Here is a 14,677-nt window from a genome sequence, read left to right on the forward strand (position 1 = left end):
ACTGCATTGGACACAAATGTGATTTTGTTTTCCTTTCTTCTTGCCGTTTTTACGGATATGGGTTGATTTACATTCAGGGCATTGCATAAATTATTCCTCCTATTCATACTCTAACTCAGCAACGCCGTAAATGTTAGATGCCATTTTTGAGAGATTTGTCAAGATCAGTCCTGTCAGCGTCATGGTACGAAGTTTAATGGAACGAGTATTGAACGCAGAACAACTTGATGCAATATTTGAGAATCACGCCAGGAGCCAGTACACGAGAGAACTACTATTCTCCAGCGTCGTAGATTTAATGAGCCTGGTAGTTTGTGGCATCTATCCTTCAGTCAATGCTGCATATCGAGCCAAAGCATCGGAGCTTAATGTGAGTCGAACTGCTGTTTATAACAAACTTAATGGCATCGAACTAGATGTGAGTGCTGCACTATTAAGAGAAACGGCTGCCTCTATGACTGATGTGATGCAATTTCTGGGAGATATAGCCTTTCTCAAAAAGATGAGGTATGATTGACAGCTTATATAACCCTTAAATTAAGAGGGTTCTCTTCCCAACAACGTCCGCGAATATGAGAGCTAGATCCGCTATAGTTCACCAAAGTTACTAGCTCCTTATCAAATCATAATCATTGATGGCAATTGTTTGGCTGCTACAGATCATCGTTTAGAAGTCCTGACGCCCTATGCAGCTAAAGCTTTGCCGGCAAGTCTTTGGTGGTGCTTGACCCAGACTTGAAAATGGCGATTGATGTGTTTCCTTGTGAGGATGGTCACGCAAGGCGAACGTTCTTTATTTGAGTCGGTATTGCAGCGGGTAAAACCTGGTGAATTATGGATTGCCGCAATATGTGTACTCAAGGGTTTCTATTTGGTATCTGTAACGCCTCTGCTGATTTTTTGCTCCGAGAATATAAATCTGTGCCACAGGAAGCCATCAGTGAATTGGAATGCAAAGGCGATGTAGAAACAGGCTCTGTTTTTGAACAAACAGTTGCTCTAACTTATGAGGGTATCTGTTTAAAAGTACGACGGGTGGTATTGCGTTTGAAGAAAGTTACTTGTAATGGTGAGCGGGAAATTGCCATACTTACTAGCCTACCTCAAGCTGTTCCCAGTGCGATCGATATTACTGATTTATACCGAGGATGTTGGAGTGTTGAAACTCTCTTTCAAATCGTAAATAAGAACTTTGAGGGCGAAATACAAACCTTGGATTATCCGAAAGCTGCTTTATTTTATTTTTGCCTCGAAGAAGGTTTCTTACAATATTTTAGCCGTTGTCCGAAGAGCTATCGGCAGTGTACATGGTGTCGGTAAAATTGAGTCGAGTCTTCCGAAATTCTACGAAAGTTGATGAAATTCAGGGGACTTATCGGGGTATGACGATCGCTACTGAACCTGATAATTGGGCGTATATTCAGGCTTGGTCATTGTCTCAATTGGCCCAATTTCTATTGGATTTGGCCGGGCGAGTGAATTTAAAGTATTTCCTCAAGCAGCCACGCTCCCCCAAAAGGAATAAACCACTTTTGATCGTTGACTCAAATCACCGTCATCTTTCTACAGCAAGGCTTTTAGACCAGGATCGGCTGTCACCTTGACAGGGCTAGGGCGCCGGTTCAGTATCAGGAGTTGACACTCCTCGACATAGTATGTATGTTGATGTAGACCTTGGCCCGGAGTTGCATGAGGACAAAAAAATGGTTGGCGATCGCGATCTACTGTCGCCCTCATGCGATCGCCCCTACATAATACATATTTTGTTCTTTTTGTCAAAATATTCTACTGTACCGACGCTCTAGGTGCGCATTGCGCACCTTACAGGATAGAGGTTATCCTCCAAACTCTTTCTTATCTTCCAATCCCGACATATTGGAAACCAGCCGCTTCTAAAGCCTTCTTATCTAAGAAATTGCGGCCGTCAATCATCACCGCATGAGCCATCAATTTGCCCATTTTATCGTAATCTAAATTACGAAACTGTTCCCAGTCAGTCACCAACACCAAAGCATCGCAACCGTCAGCCAATCTTTCCGCATCGGTTTCCACCAAAACTCCCGACAAACCGTGACGCATCCCAGTTTGAGAAACAATCGGATCGTAAGCTTTAACTTTCGCTCCCAATCTGTTTAAATTCTCGATTAAATTCAGGGAAGGAGCATCCCGCAAATCATCAGTATCCGGCTTGAAAGTCAAACCCAAAAGTCCGATTGTTTTACCTTTAAGAATCTTCAAAACTTGCTGCAACTTTTCAATCGCAATCGAGCGCTGGCGTTCGTTCACTTCCACCGCCGCTTTCAGCAAATGCGCTTCATATCCGTAATCGTCAGCAGTGTGAACTAAAGCCGAGACATCTTTAGGGAAACAAGAACCGCCCCAACCAATGCCAGCCTGCAAAAACTTACTACCAATTCGCGAATCTAAACCGATACCTTTCGCTACTTGGGTAACATCTGCACCGACTCGATCGCAAATATTAGCAACTTCATTAATAAAGCTAATCTTGGTAGCCAAAAAAGCATTAGCTGCGTACTTAATCATTTCTGCGGAACTGATGTCAGTCATCACCACAGGTACCACAGGCAAAGACGGATTTTCTGCAAACTTGCGATCGACAATTGGTGTGTATAATTGTAGCATCAGATCCATCGCCCGCTGAGAGTTGCTGCCCAGAACAATGCGATCGGGATTAAACGTATCGAAAACAGCACAACCCTCGCGCAAAAACTCTGGATTGCTAACCACATCAAAATCAGCACCAATTTTTGCTGCTACTTCCTCACCCGTAGCGCCCTCACCGCTTTGAGCTTTTTGACGTTCAGCCAAACCGTCTAATACAATCCTCCGCACCCAATCTCCCGAACCGATGGGTACAGTTGATTTGTTTACGATCACTTTGTAATCGCCGTCGAGGTGAGCGCCAATGCCGCGCGCCACCGCTTCCACGTAGCGAGTATCGCTTTCCCCAGTGGGCAAAGGAGGCGTCCCCACCGCAATGAATAAAATCTGCCCATGAGCCACTCCTGCTGCTAAATCTGAAGTAAATTCTAAATTTCCCGATTGAGAAGCAGAGGACATTAATTCTGACAGTCCCGGTTCAAAAATAGGTGACTGTCCCGACTTCATTAATTTAACTTTTTCTTCGTTGTTGTCTACACAAATGACATGATGTCCGATGTGGGCCAAGCAAGTGCCGGTAACTAAGCCAACGTATCCTGTACCGATGACGCAAACACGCATAGAAATCTCCTCAAAGTTAGTTAATAGTTGACAGTTGACAGTTGACAGTTGACAGTTGATACTTGATACTTGATAGTTCTTATTAGTCAGATGGCAGATTGAGGAAGCAAAAGGGAATAGGGAATAGGGAATAGGGAATAGGGAAGAATGAAGAATGAAGAATTAAGAAGGAAAAATACTCCCCCTCTCTCCTCTCTCCCCCCTTCTCTACTTTTGGTTTCCCTCGATGCGATCGCGAAAATCTTTCACAGTTAACTCTAAACCTTTATCCAGCGGCACAGTTGGCTCCCAACCCAACCAGTTTTTAGCAAGAGTAATATCCGGTTGTCGCTGTTTTGGATCGTCTTGTGGCAGGGGTTTGAAGATGATTTCCGCCCCTGGATTAATCATATTTTGAATTTTCTGTGCTAACTCCAAGATAGTGTATTCGCCGGGATTCCCCAAATTCATCGGCCCGATTTCGTTGCTATTCATCAACCGAATAAATCCTTCTACCAAATCAGAAACGTAGCAAAAACTCCGCGTTTGAGAACCGTCGCCGTACACAGTCAGAGGTTGATTTCGCAAAGCTTGCACAATAAAATTGCTCACAACTCGGCCGTCATTTTCCAACATTCTCGGGCCGTAGGTGTTGAAAATTCGTACTACTCGAATGTCTACCCCATTCTGTCTGTGATAATCAAAAGATAGCGTTTCAGCTACTCGCTTTCCTTCATCGTAACAACTGCGAATACCTATACAATTAACGTTGCCGCGATAGTCTTCTGTTTGGGGGTGTACGTCAGGATCGCCGTAAACTTCTGATGTGGAAGCCAGAAAAAATCTGGCCTTCACCCGTTTCGCCAATCCCAACATATTCATCGTGCCGATGACGTTTGTTTTAATTGTCTTGACAGGATTGTACTGATAGTGTATGGGGGAAGCTGGACAGGCCAGATGGTAAATCTGATCTACCTCTAACCGAATGGGTTCCGTGATGTCGTGGCGGATCAGCTCAAAATAGGGGTTGTCCATCCATTTGAGGATATTGCGCTTAGTCCCGGTGTAAAAGTTATCCAGGCAGACTACCTCGTGTCCTTGGGCCATTAAGCGATCGATCAGATGGGAACCGATAAAACCCGCACCGCCTGTGACTAAAATTCTCATGGGGGAAACTGCCGTTCTGTTTAGAGGGTAAGACTGTGGTACAACAATTCAGTCGATCGAATCAAACTTGTTAATACAATAACAAAATATCGATCGACAATGTAAAGACTTATCCGCAACCTGGATCAAATCTTTAATTAACTTAGCATTGTCAGAATATATGCAACAGATTGCGATCTAGACTGGAGCTAACCTAGTTAATTTTACTTACACTTCTATAATTCCGAAAAAATACTGTTGACATTATCTGCAAAGTGATAGTATAATTGTATCTTAATTTTTAGTTAGAAAACGAAAGATCAAGTGCTTACTATAAACTTAATAAGGACTAAAGTCCTGACTACAAACCTAATATCGCGCTGGTGACTCGTTCTAAATCTTCTTCAGTTAAATTTGAGCCGGAAGGCAAGCAAAGACCGTACTCAAATAACTCTTCAGCAACTTCGCCTCCGATACATTCACAATCAGCAAATACTGGCTGCAAATGCAAAGGTTTCCAAACCGGACGTGCTTCTATTTTTTGTTTGGCAAGTGCGAGGCGAACTTGTTCTCTATCCGCTAGGGTCAATATCGGCACTTTGGCCCTAGAGGTTTACGATCGCCACAGCTTTCGGTAACTTTCCTAATTTTGCTCGTTTGTCCAGGGCTTCTCGCAATAAATCTGGATTCATGTTCCATGTAGTGCGATCGCTATCAATGAAAACAGGTTTTGCGCCTAAATAAGTAATGGGACTAGCCGTCGCAATAAACGTCAGAGTCGAGCAAAAAACTTCATCGCCTGGACTGACACCAATTAATTGTAGAGCTAAATGTAAAGCCGCAGTGCCCGAACTCAGAGCAGCCGCGTGACTAGAACCGACAATATGGCAGAATTCCCGCTCGAAAGCATCGACATGGGGGCCGACGGGGGCGATCCAGTTGGTGTCAAAGGCTTCTTGGGCAAACTTTTGTTCGAGTTCACCCATGTGCAGAGTTGAAAAGAGGATTTGTTTAGTCATATTATCTAAATTATTTTATGCTTTGCTGCCAACGGTGACTTGGTATAAGGTGCGGATCTGTGAGATTGTTGGTTTTTATTGAGGGATTGTTTATTTATTATCCACACCCTACGAATAATTTTGCAACAATTATGAAAATTGGTATAACTCCACCAAAAAAACATCACACCGAGAAACCGGGTTTCTCGGTGCGATCATATCCAGTAGTTTCATCCCTCATTGGATTTGATATAGCAATCCTAAATCATTTGCACAATTGTTGTAGGGCTCGAACCACGTTCGGTTGCCCGATAGATAGGGTAGGCAAAGAAAGGCACTACCCTACAAATTTATCTTAATTATTTAGGATTGCTATATGAGTAAGTTAAGCACACTCTAACCGTACAAAGACTGTACCCATTCCCATTCTTGCTTCAACCCTTCCTTCAAAGAAACCTGGGGCTGGTATCCCAAGATTTTCTGAGCTTTCGATGCGTCAGCGCTAGTATCTCGCGCATCTCCTTTGCTCGATTCTAGGTAATTGATGCGAATCGGGCGATCGACAATGCTTTCCATCGTCTGAATAACTTCTGCCAAAGCAACTCGACTTCCCCCTCCAATATTAAATATTTCCCCGACAGATTCCGGCACTTTAGCGGCAGTTAAATTAGCGGCAACGCAATCGCTGATAAATGTAAAATCTCGCGTTTGCAGTCCGTCTCCGTAAATTGAAATCGCTTCACCGCGCAAAATTGACTTAAAAAATATGTGAAATGCCATATCGGGACGCTGGCGAGGCCCGTAAACAGTGAAATAGCGTAGCATGGTTGCGGGAACGCCAAAATTGTGATGATAAAGCGAACACAAACGTTCAGCGGCTAATTTGGTAATTCCGTAGGGAGAAACTGGTTGAGGGCAGGCAGTTTCGGAAGTAGGAAAAGTTTCAGCATTGCCGTACACAGAAGAAGACGAAGCCAATACAAACTTTTTCAGTTGCGGTGCATCTTTTGCGGCTTCTAAGAGTACCTGAGTTGCATTAATATTGCGTTCCGTATAGCTGCGAAAACCGTCTCCCCAACTAGCACGAACTCCTGCTTGGGCTGCTTGGTGGTAAATGACTTCGGTATTGGCTAAGAGCGGTTTCCAATCCAAAGATAAGATATTGCCCTCAATTAGTTGAAAATTCGGATGTTTTTCAAAATGAGCAAGATTTTTTCTCTTCAATTCGGGATTGTAGTAATCGTTGACTTCATCCACACCGATTACTTGTTCACCTTGGTTTAAAAGAGTTTCGACTAAGTTAGAGCCGATAAAACCTGCCGCGCCTGTAACAATATTACTCATGGGTTGATTGTTGATTGTTGATTGTTGACTTCAGCATATAAAGCCTCGTATTGCTTTCAGGATATGTGGCAGGTCATAATTAACCATACATATTTTCTCGTCCGCGCTTGCTCATATGTTGAGCTTCCTCTGGATGGTCTAAAATCTATGCCATTGCTGTGCTATTCCGTTGATATCTCACAACTTTACCAGCAAACCATTGCCATTTTCTAATAAATCACGAGTGCCTCGAATTTCTATACCGATGACGGGAACTTCGATGCAGAAAGATTCCATGACGCAATTAGAAAGCCCTTCTTGAGAAGAAGCAATCAGAGTAGCTACTGAGGCACGAATCAAAATGGGGATATCTTGTCGCAAGCCCAAAAAATGTACTTGCTTTTGAATTCCTAATTCTGATGCTAGTTCTCGCATTTCCTCCAAAATTATGCCATCTCCGACCAAAGCTAAGTGTACTTGAGGTCGAGCTAGTTGGGCAAATGCCTTGAAAATATTGCCAGGGCGCTTGCGGGGAATAAATTGAACCACCGACAAGAATAAAGGGTTTTCCTACCCTAGTCATGGGCTGGAGATGAAACATCGGGGGCAACGACGGGGGATTGCCTGTAGGAAATGCTAGAAATAGAGTTGCTGAGTTTTTGCCACCTGTACCAGTTGGGTCAGTATTGTGCAAAAAGTGCGTGCGATCGCATATCTGATTTGGTTTAGGCTAAGACAGAAAGGGCGATCGATCTAATGCCTGAAGTGCGATCGCCCGATCGACCTCTAGTGGCTTTCGGTACTCCTAGGAACAGCCTCTAGATTGGCATCAGCATTAAACACAATGACAAAGTGAGCATTGGGGATTAACTGTCGGATAATCCGCAGATGGCCGTCAGCATCAGAATGCCTGAAAAACTGGGCTACAGTTATTCGCTGCATATTGGGCAGCAAACGAACTATCAGCCACCTGTTGAGGCGGTCTTTATAGGGCATAATTAACATGGTCTCCATTTAGTGTTGGATTTGTCTGCACGGAAATGGTCGCCAAAGCCAGTTCAATGCTTGTCGAGGGCGCGGACTGGCTTTTGACTTTTTTTCAGACTTTGTGTCTGTATCTAGATTAAGGCATCGACTACATATAGTCAACTGAATACATATAGTTAACTGAATTAAGTACGGGACAGATAATGACGCTGGGGCAAAAGCTAAGAGAAAGACGTGAAAGTCTAGGTTTAACTCGGATACAAGTGGCTAGGGCGTGCAATGTTGTGGAATCCACGGTAATCAACTGGGAGACTGACAGACACGTACCCAAGCTTTACCCAGTACAGATGAAGGCGCTGTGTGATTTGCTGAAATTCTCGATCGAAGATTTGGTGGAGTAGTCTGGGGAGTTGCAGCGGGTGGGTTGGGCGATCGCACTTTTGGCAGTAAGGGCGATCGCACTTCATTTTAGCTAAGCCTGCTAAAAAGTAAGGATTAAACTGTGCAACTGATATGAAAAGCGGTATCATAAAATTATCGATAGCTGAGCAAATTGTGATGAATATATCTTTGACTCCAGAACTCGAACGGTTAATCCAAGAACAGGTAAAAAAAGGTAGATATTCCTCAGTGAGTGAGATGGTAGGGGAATCTTTACGGTTGTTGTGGGAGCGCGATCGCATTCGAGAGAAACGTGTTGCTGAGTTGAGACAAAAAATTCAGGTAGGAATAGAAGAATTAAATCGCGGTGAAGGGATTGATGGCGAAGAAGTATTTGATGAAATCGAGGTAGATATCTGTCGAATAGAAGCTCAAATGCAAGCAATAGAGGAAGTTAGATAATGGCTGGGTATATTTTAGCACCTTCAGCAAAGCGTGATATGAAGGAGATTGCAGGCTATATTGCCCAGTTTAACCCCGATTCTGCTAGGAGACTCACACAAGCGATTAAGCAGCAGTGCAAATTGTTGGCTAATTTTCCAAACATGGGGCGAAATCAGGATGATTTTGAGTCGGGATTGCAGAGTTTTCCGGTAGAAAATTACTTGATATTTTATCGGGCTGTTGGTGAGGGAGTTGAAATTGTGCGGGTGTTGAGTGGCTATCAAGATTTAGAAGCAATTTTTTATGGTGATGAAGGAAAGTAAGTTGCATATTCATTCAGTGGGTGAGGGTGAGCTTATTGAACCTGTTTCGAGCTTTTAATTCTAGTTCACACTAATGTTAACTACCCGTTTTTTTCCAAAGATATCTGAACCCAGTGGCGAAATAGTTCTACAGCTATACAGTAGCAACCATTAATTTCTTTAACAACATCGTGGCGTTCCAGAGTTTTTAATGCTTCCTCTAAACTTGTCTCATCCATCCCTGTTACTTGACTCAAGCTGTCAAGATTCAATCCTGCTAAATGAGGTGCTAATGCTGTTAAAATCTCCTGTTGTCCCGGTGCACCTTCGGCTGCTTGACCCCAAACTCCTGTAAAATAGTAGCGAGCTTTGTTGAATAAATCTGGGTCATCGATGACAGTTGCTACATCTTCGATGGTAAATATTGGATCGCGGGGGCGTCCCATTTCAAATACTCGATCGTTGTAGAGGCGTACTAACAGGAATCCTACCAGTTGCGTGAGGTAGGGTTGGCCGTGAGTTAGTTCATAAATGCGATCGAGTGCTTCTGGTTTATAGTCTAGGAGAAAATCATCATCGGGATTCGCTAAAACTTGGCGAGTTGCACCTTGACTCAGGAAACCGACTTTGATCGGGATAATGCTAGCAAAAAGAGGATTGAAATAATCCTCGGTCATTTCATCCAAAGTGTGCAAGCCGGCAAAAGCTAAGGCAACTTTAGAACTCATTTGCAGTATTCCTCGCAAAAAGCCGATAAAGTCTCGATTGATTTTCCCAGCATGAATCAATTCTTCAATTTTTTCAAACTCGTCTAAAGCAACGATTAATCCACCTTCGATATTTGCTACTACTTGTTCGATGTAGCGTCCAAAGGTGAGATAGGGTAAATCGAGTAAATCTTTATCTGCTGGAGGTACAATCTTGACCGTTTTGGCGATCGCATCGGTGATGAATATTAGCAGTTCGCCGACTCCCTGAGAGCAATCTCCTACTCGCAGCAAGTTGACATAGGCCACCTGTACCTTTGCTCCTAAGCAGTTGGTAGCATTCAACAAAATCGAAGTTTTCCCCATGCGCCGATGACCGTAGAGAGCCACAGAGTGCAGGTTCTTTCCCTGTACCCACAACTCCTCTAGTCGTCCGATGATGACTTCGCGGCCGACAAACAGATTGCCTTGGACTGGATCGCCAATTACATAGGGGATACTCACAGGTTGAGTAATTGAAATATCTCCGATTTTACCCGCGATTTGCAGTAAAGATTCTTGCCATTTTTTAGCAGTTTCAATTATTAAATTTCGTTCCGCTTCTGGTATAACATCTGGAGTATCAAGGATAGTTTTAAGTTCACCTAATGCTCGGTTGAGGGCAAAGGAACGGGCAGAACGAGATACGCTATTCTGGACGAGTTGCACATCCGCAATTACCCGCCGTAGAGAGGCAATTGCTTGCCAAGTATTTTCGCGTAGCAGAGGTAGATTTGGGGAAAGTGGTAGTTTCAGAGAAGCAATTTCGGCTAGTTCTGCTGTTTGGTGAAAACCTGTGATAATTTTCGCTAAGGTAAACATCTCCTCTCCATAAAGCAAATCTCGGACTACAGCGAAAGCTGCTGTAGCTTTGTCTGGTTGTAGTGTGTGGAGATACCAGAAACCAGCGGCAGAGGCACGGGCAGGAGTATTTAAACGAATTGCCGTTTGAAAACGAGCTTGAATTTGTTGTTTCCAAGGTGCGATGATAAAAAAACCTGCTACTGCTTCTGATTTCATTACTTCGCTGAGAGAAGCTGAAGCAAATCGCACTAATTTCCAATCATAAGGATCTTCTGATAACTGAGCGACGCGATAGATGAGTTGGTCTTTTGGTGTCTCTGCTAGCACGCGATTTACAGCTTGAACAACAGGGATAAACTGAAGGGTAAATCGTAGTAATTGGTTAATGTTGTGTAATCCTGTTTCCCAATCTCGCCTCAGCCAATGAGCTATTTGAGAAGACAGGTAGGGAATGGGAAGTGGGGTAATGTGAGGAAATTGTCTATTTTGGTGTTGACGTTGGAGTAAGGTAAACGGTACTGCCAAAAGCCAATTTTCAGGACGTGCGATCGTCACGCCGGACGCTACGCTCAACGCCACGCCCGACGTCACGCCCGACGTCACGCCCGACATCACGCCCCACATCACGCCCGACGCCACGCCCGACGCCACGCCCAACATCACACTGAACGCCACGCCCGACGCCACGCCCGACATCACACTCAACGCCACGCCCACCGCCACGACCGGCGCCACACTCAACATCACGCCCGACGCCACGCCCAACATCACGCCCGACGCCACGCCCAACATCACGCCCGACGCCACGCCCGACATCACGCCCAAAATCACGCCCACCGCCACGCCCGACATCACACTCAACGCCACGCCCGACATCACACTCAACGCCACGCCTAGCCAATTGATAGGAACGCCTATCTGTTCAAAAAGTAAATTAAAACCTATAGGAATAACAATGATTAATACCAAGGCTTGTAAAATTAACTGACGGTGGAGGAGATTTTGACGCAACCATTCCCACTTTTCTCGCCAGGTTTTGGCATCTTCTAAGCTAGATTCACCGCCAAAGGTAGACTCATACCACCGCAAAGCTTGAGGAAAGTAAAACACCCAATATAATAATCGCAGGTAGTCTAAAGGATTCCACAAAGAAAGAGGACGTTTCAGTTTGGGAGCTAAATCTAAGCGAGGAATAGGGGGATGGTTTTGATTCATAAATAGGTGGGGATGAATAAAATTTAGGATTGGTTATATAAGACTTACGCGCGGGGGTTCAGAAACCGGGTTTTTGCGAAAATACTTCGCACTCACTCATAGATTCGGTAAAAACCCGGTTTCTTTGGCGGAGTGCACAATTCCTGGGGGCTCAGAAACCGGGTTTTTTGCGAAAATACTTCGTTACAACGCGAAATTTGCTAAAAACCCGGTTTCTTGCGTCGTAGCGCGTAAATCTCGACTCACATAACTTATCGTCACAACCAAAGAAACCGGGTTTTTATCGAATCTGCTGGTTACAACGAAATATTTTCGTAAAAAACCCGGTTTCTGGGCCATCATGTGTAAATCCTAGTTGATATAACGATCGTAAGTTTGATAGCACAATTGCATCAATTTCTGAGGATAGCCACCACTTTCTGCAATTAACTCTGCAATTTCTGACTCAGTAAAACTCACGGGTTGGGGAATAGGTGTTAACCAGTCAGCCTGGAGACGACTAGCAATAAATTCGCGACTGATTTTTTCATCCCATTGCTTCAAATTTTCCTCAATGCAAATCCCTTTGAAAGGAGATGTCATATTTTGGTCTTGACTGTCAGGAAACAGGCTGTCGAGAGAGGTGCAGGCGGCGACAACTAGACGCAATGGTGCGTGGGTTCCCTCCGCTAAACCCCGCAACTGGCCGCGTACTTGGTTAGTAAATCCATCCCAGGTCATTTTCTCGACTTCATCTAAAATCAATAGTAATCGATGGGATTCTAAAGCCCGTTGTAGTTTAAATCCCTTGGCTGTTTCGATACCCGCTTTGTGGCACAAAGCATCGTAAAAGTCATCTTCATCACAAACATTTTTTAAATCGAGGTATATGGGTTGGCGCGGATAACGGAGTTGATTTGGTGCTTCTCTGGAAATGGCTTGTAGGAGAGAACTTTTGCCGATCGCCCTTTCGCCAATAATTGCTACACTACTACCACTGTTCAGCGTCTCGAAAACCCGCCGGATCTCTCGTTCTCTCCCAAAGAAAAATCGCGGATCGTCTATTTTGCCATGCTGGGGAATAAACGGATTATTGCGATCGGAATCATCCACTGCGATCGAAGAAACCGGGTTTTTTACCGAATCTACGGGCTGCAACGCGTCTTTTCGTGAAAAAAACCCGGTTTCTGGGCCCCCATGCGTAGTTGTATTGGATTCTTTAATTTCTTGCCAATCTAATCCTAAAGCCTTGCAAATTCCAACAAAATTTTGGGTGGTGACACCGTTGCATCTGAAAAAAGTCTTAACTGTTTGAAGACTGATGCCTTTGAGTTCACTTTTGCCTTCCCCCGTCACAACACGATCAGCTATGTCTTGGCGACTCCAGCCTTTATCTATGCGAACCATTTCTGCTTTTTCGATTCCTGCCTTCGATGCTTTGATAGATTGCGGTGGCATAGCTGAATTACAAAACTTTTAACTATTGTAGCAAACGCTCGCCAACCAAACACATCCCAAACTCAACCAAACTCATACCAATCAAACCCATACACACCTTAGCTTTCAAGCTTTTGCCCTTTATGATTAAAACATCACCAATCAAAAGGTAGCAATTATGAAAGCTCAACCCAAATCTACTAAAATGACTCCTAAAAACACTCCTCCTCAACCTCTCTCTCCTTTCGAGTACGTCTTCGCAACTGTTGTTTGTATTACCTTTTTTTCTGGAGGGATGTCTTTCTGGATTAGCACAGAAGTTCAGCTATCTCCCCAACGAGAGCGCATTTTCGAGAATTGCAATCGCACTTGGAATATGGGCGTAGGTGCGATTTTCGGAATTTTAGGTAGTAAGGTAGTTCAAGACGATCGCGATGATGATGAGTAATCTTTGAGAGTTTATTTGCAAAAGTGCGATCGCCCTTGATGTCCAAAAGTGCGAAAGTGCGATCGTCCTTTATCCCTCACCCGACTCCTCAAATTGTCCAATCTTCAAACTTCAAACCGGGCACACGCTCAAAATCCCGCCGGTTCCGCGTCACCAGAATAGCATTTTTAGAAAGCGCGATCGCAGCAATTCTTAAATCCTGAGTGCCGATGCGAATTTTTTGACGCAACAACTCAGCGTAACAATTAGAAGCATCCAGACCAAAATCCAGCAAATTGACAGTTGCGAAATAGTTCCATGTAGCACTCAGCTTTGCATAAGCTGATATCAGTTTCTCTGGTGAGTTAGCCCGTCTAATCACATTGAGTCTGCCATAAAACTGTTCCTCCAATGTAATGACGGTGACACCAATCTTTTCGGGATTAGCTGCATTAATTCGTTGAGTTAAAACAGGATGATTTTGTTGAAAAAGTGACACATGATCTGTATCTAGTACCCAAAAACTCACTTGACTGCTTCCTCCGCATCCATTTTCCGATAATACTCTTCCATTTCCACATCTCGATCGCGCCGAAGCTGCTGTATATCCTCCAGCATCTCATCGAATTCTGGATCGTCTTTAAACATTCCAGCAAACTTCATCCAAGGATGCTCTGGTTTTGGTGGTTTTATTTTCAGAGAAATGAGTTCAGCTTTTTCGAGCCGATCGCCCACAACTAAGTTAATATTGGTAATAACTTCTTCTCGGCTATTACCCTCAGCCTTGCATCCAGCCCAACCCAAAACCATCGCTTGATATTTTCCCTCTGTTTCCTGTTCGATCAGGACTGTCAAAGCTTGGCGATCGGGTTTTTGCTCTTGGATTGCTAGCGAAATTAGTTCGGCTTTTTCTAAGCGATTTGTGACAATCTGATTGAGATTTGCGATCGCCTCTTCGCGAGTATTTCCCTCAGCTTGACATTCAGGTAAACCCAATACCATCGCTTGATATTTTCCCTCTGTTTTCTGTTCGATGACGGCTGTTAAGAAAATATCTGTTAATTTGTCCGACGGCTTCAGTAATATTTTGGCAGTCATAATAGTAAATCCAAGGAACAATTATATTCTTAATTATAACCGATACTAAACCAGGCTTAAAGACTCCGTTAATCTCTTAGTCCGCGGAGGCGGACTTCGTTTGTATAGCCGCGGTTTCAACCGCCGGGTGACTTGTACAAAAGTGCGATCGCCCTTAAAGACGATCGC

General features: G+C 44.1%; 18 protein-coding genes and 1 pseudogene. 6 read left to right on the plus strand and 13 right to left on the minus strand.

The genetic code is table 11. The annotated features are described in order from the left end of the window. Positions 1–87, minus strand: a pseudogene (locus QZW82_RS06065) (IS1 family transposase); the annotation flags it as partial. Positions 88–130: 43 nt separating this feature from the next. Here QZW82_RS06065 and QZW82_RS06070 point away from each other — a divergent pair. Together QZW82_RS06070 and QZW82_RS06075 are read left to right on the plus strand one after the other, a co-directional pair. Then, positions 131–517: a hypothetical protein gene (locus tag QZW82_RS06070; protein WP_293146126.1), complete on the plus strand. Its 387-nt coding sequence runs from the start codon at positions 131–133 to the stop codon at positions 515–517. A gap of 317 nt (positions 518–834) precedes the next feature. After that, positions 835–1,320 carry a hypothetical protein gene (locus tag QZW82_RS06075; RefSeq protein ID WP_293146128.1) on the plus strand — a complete coding sequence of 162 codons (486 nt, stop codon included), beginning with the start codon at positions 835–837 and terminating at the stop codon, positions 1,318–1,320. A gap of 243 nt (positions 1,321–1,563) precedes the next feature. Here QZW82_RS06075 and QZW82_RS06080 read toward each other — a convergent pair whose 3' ends face one another. The 8 genes from QZW82_RS06080 to QZW82_RS06115 all read right to left on the minus strand — a co-directional run bounded on the left by QZW82_RS06080 (position 1,564) and on the right by QZW82_RS06115 (position 7,685). Further along, on the minus strand, positions 1,564–1,779 hold the full coding sequence (locus QZW82_RS06080; protein WP_293146130.1) for a hypothetical protein: 216 nt from the start codon (positions 1,777–1,779) through the stop codon (positions 1,564–1,566). Positions 1,780–1,854: 75 nt separating this feature from the next. Then, a complete protein-coding gene (locus QZW82_RS06085) occupies positions 1,855–3,243 on the minus strand; it encodes a UDP-glucose/GDP-mannose dehydrogenase family protein (RefSeq protein ID WP_293146132.1) in 1,389 nt (462 codons plus the stop codon). Positions 3,244–3,450: 207 nt separating this feature from the next. After that, positions 3,451–4,389, minus strand: coding sequence for a UDP-glucuronic acid decarboxylase family protein (locus QZW82_RS06090; protein ID WP_293146134.1), 939 nt, complete (start codon positions 4,387–4,389; stop codon positions 3,451–3,453). A 340-nt stretch (positions 4,390–4,729) separates the two neighbouring features. Further along, positions 4,730–4,966 carry a DegT/DnrJ/EryC1/StrS family aminotransferase gene (locus QZW82_RS06095; protein WP_293146136.1) on the minus strand — a complete coding sequence of 79 codons (237 nt, stop codon included), beginning with the start codon at positions 4,964–4,966 and terminating at the stop codon, positions 4,730–4,732. A 7-nt stretch (positions 4,967–4,973) separates the two neighbouring features. Beyond that, on the minus strand, positions 4,974–5,387 hold the full coding sequence (locus QZW82_RS06100; RefSeq protein ID WP_293146138.1) for an aminotransferase class I/II-fold pyridoxal phosphate-dependent enzyme: 414 nt from the start codon (positions 5,385–5,387) through the stop codon (positions 4,974–4,976). A 375-nt stretch (positions 5,388–5,762) separates the two neighbouring features. Further along, a complete protein-coding gene (locus QZW82_RS06105; RefSeq protein WP_293146140.1) occupies positions 5,763–6,710 on the minus strand; it encodes an NAD-dependent epimerase/dehydratase family protein in 948 nt (315 codons plus the stop codon). Between the two features lie 177 nt (positions 6,711–6,887). Beyond that, positions 6,888–7,238 (minus strand): glycosyltransferase, encoded by a 351-nt coding sequence (locus QZW82_RS06110; RefSeq protein ID WP_293146390.1) that lies wholly within the window; start codon positions 7,236–7,238, stop codon positions 6,888–6,890. A 237-nt stretch (positions 7,239–7,475) separates the two neighbouring features. Beyond that, on the minus strand, positions 7,476–7,685 hold the full coding sequence (locus QZW82_RS06115) for a hypothetical protein (RefSeq protein WP_293146142.1): 210 nt from the start codon (positions 7,683–7,685) through the stop codon (positions 7,476–7,478). Positions 7,686–7,879: 194 nt separating this feature from the next. Here QZW82_RS06115 and QZW82_RS06120 point away from each other — a divergent pair, with 194 nt between their 5' ends. The 3 genes from QZW82_RS06120 to QZW82_RS06130 all read left to right on the plus strand — a co-directional run bounded on the left by QZW82_RS06120 (position 7,880) and on the right by QZW82_RS06130 (position 8,824). Next, the gene (locus QZW82_RS06120) at positions 7,880–8,077 is read left to right on the plus strand and encodes a helix-turn-helix transcriptional regulator (protein ID WP_293146144.1); all 198 of its coding nucleotides are present in this window, start codon (positions 7,880–7,882) and stop codon (positions 8,075–8,077) included. Positions 8,078–8,234: 157 nt separating this feature from the next. Then, on the plus strand, positions 8,235–8,519 hold the full coding sequence (locus QZW82_RS06125; RefSeq protein WP_293146146.1) for a type II toxin-antitoxin system ParD family antitoxin: 285 nt from the start codon (positions 8,235–8,237) through the stop codon (positions 8,517–8,519). After that, positions 8,519–8,824, plus strand: coding sequence for a type II toxin-antitoxin system RelE/ParE family toxin (locus QZW82_RS06130; protein ID WP_293146148.1), 306 nt, complete (start codon positions 8,519–8,521; stop codon positions 8,822–8,824). The genes QZW82_RS06125 and QZW82_RS06130 overlap by 1 nt, the downstream gene beginning before the upstream one ends. 80 nt (positions 8,825–8,904) lie before the next feature. Here the strand turns inward: QZW82_RS06130 and QZW82_RS06135 are convergent, their stop codons facing one another. Both QZW82_RS06135 and QZW82_RS06140 read right to left on the minus strand, forming a co-directional pair. Further along, the gene (locus QZW82_RS06135) at positions 8,905–11,568 is read right to left on the minus strand and encodes an ATP-binding protein (RefSeq protein ID WP_293146150.1); all 2,664 of its coding nucleotides are present in this window, start codon (positions 11,566–11,568) and stop codon (positions 8,905–8,907) included. Between the two features lie 351 nt (positions 11,569–11,919). Then, positions 11,920–13,005 (minus strand): ATP-binding protein, encoded by a 1,086-nt coding sequence (locus QZW82_RS06140; protein WP_293146152.1) that lies wholly within the window; start codon positions 13,003–13,005, stop codon positions 11,920–11,922. A 157-nt stretch (positions 13,006–13,162) separates the two neighbouring features. On the opposite strand from QZW82_RS06140, the gene QZW82_RS06145 reads away from it, so the two are divergent. Further along, a complete protein-coding gene (locus tag QZW82_RS06145; protein WP_293146154.1) occupies positions 13,163–13,432 on the plus strand; it encodes a hypothetical protein in 270 nt (89 codons plus the stop codon). Between the two features lie 88 nt (positions 13,433–13,520). Here QZW82_RS06145 and QZW82_RS06150 read toward each other — a convergent pair whose 3' ends face one another. Beyond that, positions 13,521–13,910, minus strand: coding sequence for a type II toxin-antitoxin system VapC family toxin (locus QZW82_RS06150; RefSeq protein WP_293146156.1), 390 nt, complete (start codon positions 13,908–13,910; stop codon positions 13,521–13,523). 26 nt (positions 13,911–13,936) lie between these two features. After that, positions 13,937–14,509 carry a hypothetical protein gene (locus QZW82_RS06155; RefSeq protein ID WP_293146158.1) on the minus strand — a complete coding sequence of 191 codons (573 nt, stop codon included), beginning with the start codon at positions 14,507–14,509 and terminating at the stop codon, positions 13,937–13,939. Between the last annotated feature and the right edge of the window lie 168 nt (positions 14,510–14,677).

It is taken from the genome of Microcoleus sp. bin48.metabat.b7b8b9.023, assembly GCF_013299185.1.
GTDB lineage: Bacteria > Cyanobacteriota > Cyanobacteriia > Cyanobacteriales > Microcoleaceae > Microcoleus.